Here is a 1452-nt window from a genome sequence, read left to right on the forward strand (position 1 = left end):
GTGGTGTGACTGCGTACCTTTTGTATAATGGGTCAGCGACTTATATTCTGTAGCAAGGTTAACCGTATAGGGGAGCCGAAGGGAAACCGAGTCTTAACTGGGCGTTAAGTTGCAGGGTATAGACCCGAAACCCGGTGATCTAGCCATGGGCAGGTTGAAGGTTGGGTAACACTAACTGGAGGACCGAACCGACTAATGTTGAAAAATTAGCGGATGACTTGTGGCTGGGGGTGAAAGGCCAATCAAACCGGGAGATAGCTGGTTCTCCCCGAAAGCTATTTAGGTAGCGCCTCGTGAACTCATCTTCGGGGGTAGAGCACTGTTTCGGCTAGGGGGCCATCCCGGCTTACCAACCCGATGCAAACTACGAATACCGAAGAATGTTATCACGGGAGACACACGGCGGGTGCTAACGTCCGTCGTGAAGAGGGAAACAACCCAGACCGCCAGCTAAGGTCCCAAAGTCATGGTTAAGTGGGAAACGATGTGGGAAGGCACAGACAGCCAGGATGTTGGCTTAGAAGCAGCCATCATTTAAAGAAAGCGTAATAGCTCACTGGTCGAGTCGGCCTGCGCGGAAGATGTAACGGGGCTAAACCATGCACCGAAGCTGCGGCAGCGACGCTTATGCGTTGTTGGGTAGGGGAGCGTTCTGTAAGCCGTTGAAGGTGTCCTGTGAGGGGTGCTGGAGGTATCAGAAGTGCGAATGCTGACATAAGTAACGATAATGCGGGTGAAAAGCCCGCACGCCGGAAGACCAAGGGTTCCTGTCCAACGTTAATCGGGGCAGGGTGAGTCGACCCCTAAGGCGAGGCCGAAAGGCGTAGTCGATGGGAAACAGGTTAATATTCCTGTACTTGGTGTTACTGCGAAGGGGGGACGGAGAAGGCTATGTTAGCCGGGCGACGGTTGTCCCGGTTTAAGCATGTAGGCGGGAAGTTTAGGTAAATCCGGACTTCTTTTAACGCTGAGGTGTGATGACGAGGCACTACGGTGCTGAAGTAACAAATGCCCTGCTTCCAGGAAAAGCCTCTAAGCATCAGGTAACATCAAATCGTACCCCAAACCGACACAGGTGGTCAGGTAGAGAATACCAAGGCGCTTGAGAGAACTCGGGTGAAGGAACTAGGCAAAATGGTGCCGTAACTTCGGGAGAAGGCACGCTGATATGTAGGTGAAGCCCCTGCGGGTGGAGCTGAAATCAGTCGAAGATACCAGCTGGCTGCAACTGTTTATTAAAAACACAGCACTGTGCAAACACGAAAGTGGACGTATACGGTGTGACGCCTGCCCGGTGCCGGAAGGTTAATTGATGGGGTTAGCGGTAACGCGAAGCTCTTGATCGAAGCCCCGGTAAACGGCGGCCGTAACTATAACGGTCCTAAGGTAGCGAAATTCCTTGTCGGGTAAGTTCCGACCTGCACGAATGGCGTAATGATGGCCAGGCTGTCT

Annotated in this window: 1 rRNA gene; it reads left to right on the forward strand. The window is 52.8% G+C overall.

The window, feature by feature from the left end:
- A 23S ribosomal RNA gene (locus K5E19_RS22940) occupies positions 1-1452 on the forward strand; the annotation flags it as partial.

Origin of the sequence: Enterobacter sp. RIT637 (assembly GCF_019718755.1) — a bacterium.
Classification (GTDB): Bacteria; Pseudomonadota; Gammaproteobacteria; order Enterobacterales; family Enterobacteriaceae; genus Enterobacter.